The sequence below is a fragment of the Staphylococcus sp. EG-SA-2 genome, from assembly GCF_017152085.1.
The window spans coordinates 1-4,003 of sequence record NZ_JACYHC010000514.1 but is presented as its reverse complement, the minus strand read 5'-3'; the positions used below and the strand labels follow the sequence as shown (position 1 = coordinate 4,003).

The following is a 4,003-nucleotide window of genomic DNA, read 5'->3' as shown; positions in this document are numbered from 1 at the left end:
TATCCAAATAATGTGAAACAAACATTTTTTAGTGTAGGTATTAAAAAAATTTTTGACCTTTTATTTTTAGTATTATAAATATTTAAAGATGATTTTTTAATTAGGCGTACATAAAATATTAAAATCCCTATAAATGTGATGCAACATATGGCAATAACTAATTTTTTATCAAGTTGAATGTCAAGTAAATGTGTATATTTTCTTAATGCAACTCCCAGCAAAGCAGAGCTACCTGCAACTGGCCAAAAAACATTCTTTTTAGCAGGTTTAACAATATTTAAGTTTTCAAACTCTTCTCTACTAATTTTGACGTATTCTTTTGGGATGAACCAATTAATAAAAGGAAAAAATAAACTAATCCAAGTGCTTATTATATCGACCATTAAGTATTCATCATTATATTTAATAATTCTATATTTTGGGTTTTTATTGATGATTTTAGATTCGCATAGCAACATTTACCAGCTCCATTTCTTAGGGCTTATATGATTAGAAATACTTTTTGAAGCTTCACCATGACATTTTCAACACCATCTACTGTTTTTTCTGCAGATTTTTCTACAGCATCTATACCAACGTCTAGTTTATGTCCTATCCAATCGTTTTTATCTTTTATTCCAAATTCATTTTTTTGATTGGTCCAATATACAAGTATTGCCGAAATAGAACCTGCAGTAAATCCAGCTAAACCATCATTTTTCCACCGTGTTAGTTTTAGATAATACATAAATTTTTTTGTCAATAATCGATGACATGTTTAACAGAAAGAAACCTGCAGTCATTACCAACCAACCAATAAAGCCTATTATATTTTGAGGATTTAAAGTTAATAACATACTTAGAGCCATTATTGAAAGACCGCCAAATAAAAAATAATAAAATATTGTGAAACAAAAGTTTTTTAATGAAGGAAATAAAATTATTTTCCCTTTACTAGAGTTATTATTATAAATTTCCAACCTTAGCTTACGATTCAGAAATAAAAAAAGTATTAAAACACCCAGAAATATTGCACAACATATTACAATCACCATGTTTTTCTCTAATTGAATATTAAGTGAAGGAATATATTTTCTAAACGTAACTCCGAACAAAATAGTACTACCTGCAACTGGCCAAAAAGCTTTATTTTTAACAGGTTTGACAATGTTTAAATCGTCAAATTCTTTTTTACTGATTTTGACATATTTTTTTGGAATTAACCAATTAATCATAGGAAGAAATAAAGTTAACCAGGTACTTACTAAATCAATCATTAAATATTCATCACCATATTTAATAACTCTATACTTAGGATTTTTGTTGATAACTTTAGATTCACATAGCAATATTTATCACTACCATTCCTTTGTTTATTATTCCTATTAAAACTTTTCAATTCCATTTGATTTAAATAATACATGAACTTTATTGTCATATAGTGAGCACATATTTAAAAATAAGAAAAACAAAAATATTACAAACAAAGTTATAAATAATATTATATTTTGAACTTCAATCGTCAATAACATATAAATAGTAAAGAATGAACCACCACCTAAATAAATATATAAAACTATTGATAAACAAAGACTCTTTAAAGTGGGAAATATGATTATCTTATTGCTTTTATTTTTGTTTTCATTATAGATTTGTAACTTTAACTTTTGATTTAAATATAAAAAAAACAGAAAAATACCTAGTATTATGATGCAACAAATTAAAATTACTATACTATATTCATATTTAACGATAAATAAATGGGAATACCTTCTTAACATAACACCAAATAAGACCGTACTTCCTGCCACTGGCCAAAAAGAATTGATTTTAGCTGTCTTCACAATGTTTAAAGTTTCAAAATCTTTTTCGCTGATTTTGACGTACTTTTTTGGAATCAGCCAATTAATCATTGGGAAAAAGAGTGCTAACCATGTACTTACTAAATCAATCATCAAATATTCATCTTTGTATTTGATAATTCTATATTTGGGATTCTTATTAATATTTTCAGTTTCACAAAGCAATGTCTCCACTTCTTTTCAATTGGTTTTATATTGATACACTTTCATATACATTAGAAGTCATTTAAATTCTACTAGCGTCTTAAAAGGATTGTGTCGACAACATTTAGAATATTTTAAATGTAATCAATTATTTTTCATTATAACGCGAACTTTTTCATTACCTATCGAAGTCATATTTAACAAAAAGAAAAGCATTGTCATCATAATCCAATAAATAAATATTATTATATTTTGAGGTTCGATTGTCATAAGGGCAATTAATGAAAATATTGAAAAACTTCCAGCGAAAATATATCCGAAAACTAAAAAACAGCCAAGTTTAAACGTTGGTATTAATATAACTCTCTTATTTTTTTCAATATTTGTATCAAACACTTTTAACTTAAGCTTTCTATTTAAGTTAAAATAAAAAACTATAACACAAATTAAAGCGAGAGCACACAATATCATTACAACTAGCTTATCTAATTGAACATCAAAAACATGTATGTATTTCCTTAAAGTAACTCCAAACAAAACCGAACTTCCTATAACTGACCAGAAAACATTATTTTTATTTGGTTTAACAACATTTAAATTTTCAAATTCTTCTTCGCTAATTATCGCGTACTTTTTTGGAATGAACCAATTAATGAAAGGAAAAAAGTACACGAACCAAGTGCTTACTAAATCGACTAATAAGTATTCACCGTTATGTTGAATGACTTTGTATTTCGGATTTTTATAAATGACTCTGACATCGCAAAGCAACATTTACCACTCCCGTTTCATTAGTTTTAAATGATCCCCAATACTTTTTGTACCTTCACCAACTATCGTTCCAACACTATCTACAGCTTTTTCTGTGGTATTTTTAAACAGCGTCTATTTAATGTCTTATCCAATTAGTTTTATCTCTTAATCCAAATTTATTAGTATGAAAAGTCCAATTTTTAAGAATTGTCTAAACAGATTCCGCAACAAAACCAGCTAAAACCGTCCATACTATTGGATTAAAAACGCCAATGTTATAAGAGCTATCATACAAAATAACACGCTCTATATTTCATTTTTAAATTAAAACAGTTTTTTCCTTTATCAATCACAATGGGCATTTTCACTTGGTATATTCAAACATTACTATCTATTTTCCTGATTTAAGATATGATTATATTTTTTTGAACCACCGTTTAAATATGCGATACTACCAATTTCGATCATTTTTACTACTCGTTTATTCTTAAAATAACATGAACATTTTTATTACCTATCGAAGCCATATTCACTAAAAAGAAAAACATCGAGATAATAACCCAAGTTAAAAATATTATTATATTTTGTGACTCTGTCGTCAAAAGAATGGTTAAAGTAAATATTGAAGCGCTTCCTAAAAAAAAGTACGCAAAAACTATTAACAATCCTTGTTTGAAAGTCGGTATTAATACAACTCTATTCTTATTAACCACGTTGGTATTAAAAATTTTTAATGTTAATTTTTTATTTTTATCTAAATAAAAAATTAACATCCCTATTAACATGATAAAAAATACAGTGATTGCTAGTTGTTTTTCAAACTGAACATTAAAGAAGTTACCGTACTTTCTCAATATAATTCCAAATAGAACTGAACTTCCTGCAACCGGCCAAAAAACATTATTTTTAACAGGCTCGACTATATTTAACCTTTCAAATTCATTTTCGCTAATTTTTGCGTATTTTTTGGGCAAAAACCAATTAATCATAGGGAAAAAATAAGTAATCCAAGTACTTACTAAATCGACCATGAAATATTCATTATTATATCTAATAACTCGATATTTAGGATTTTTATAAATTTGTCTAGATTCACAAAGCACTGTTTACCACCCCTAATTAACAATTGAAAACTAACTAAATTTGTAACTATTTATTAGACTTTAAGAATATATGTACTTTTTTATCTATAATTGAATGCATATTCATAAACATAAATAGCATAGTCATGAAAAGCCAAGAAATATATAAGATTAAATTTTGTA

The 4,003-nt window shown here is 26.4% G+C and carries 6 protein-coding genes and 1 pseudogene; all 7 read right to left on the bottom strand.

What is annotated here, in order from left to right; translation table 11 throughout:
- Positions 1-458: DUF443 family protein (locus IDG60_RS08230; RefSeq protein ID WP_111120861.1), on the bottom strand; the 458-nt coding region annotated here is incomplete at its 3' end.
- Positions 459-676: pseudogene (locus tag IDG60_RS08225) on the bottom strand (T7SS effector LXG polymorphic toxin); the annotation flags it as partial.
- Between the two features lie 16 nt (positions 677-692).
- Positions 693-1,328 (bottom strand): DUF443 domain-containing protein, encoded by a 636-nt coding sequence (locus IDG60_RS08220; protein ID WP_000882123.1) that lies wholly within the window; start codon positions 1,326-1,328, stop codon positions 693-695.
- A gap of 36 nt (positions 1,329-1,364) precedes the next feature.
- Entirely contained in the window at positions 1,365-2,006 is a 642-nt protein-coding gene (locus IDG60_RS08215; RefSeq protein WP_000882182.1) for a DUF443 family protein, read from the bottom strand.
- A gap of 123 nt (positions 2,007-2,129) precedes the next feature.
- Complete coding sequence (locus IDG60_RS08210) at positions 2,130-2,759, bottom strand: DUF443 domain-containing protein (protein ID WP_000923036.1); 630 nt, start codon at positions 2,757-2,759, stop codon at positions 2,130-2,132.
- Positions 2,760-3,211: 452 nt separating this feature from the next.
- Positions 3,212-3,841 carry a DUF443 family protein gene (locus IDG60_RS08205; protein WP_001837136.1) on the bottom strand — a complete coding sequence of 210 codons (630 nt, stop codon included), beginning with the start codon at positions 3,839-3,841 and terminating at the stop codon, positions 3,212-3,214.
- 46 nt (positions 3,842-3,887) lie between these two features.
- Positions 3,888-4,003: DUF443 family protein (locus tag IDG60_RS08200; protein ID WP_206160610.1), on the bottom strand; the 116-nt coding region annotated here is incomplete at its 5' end.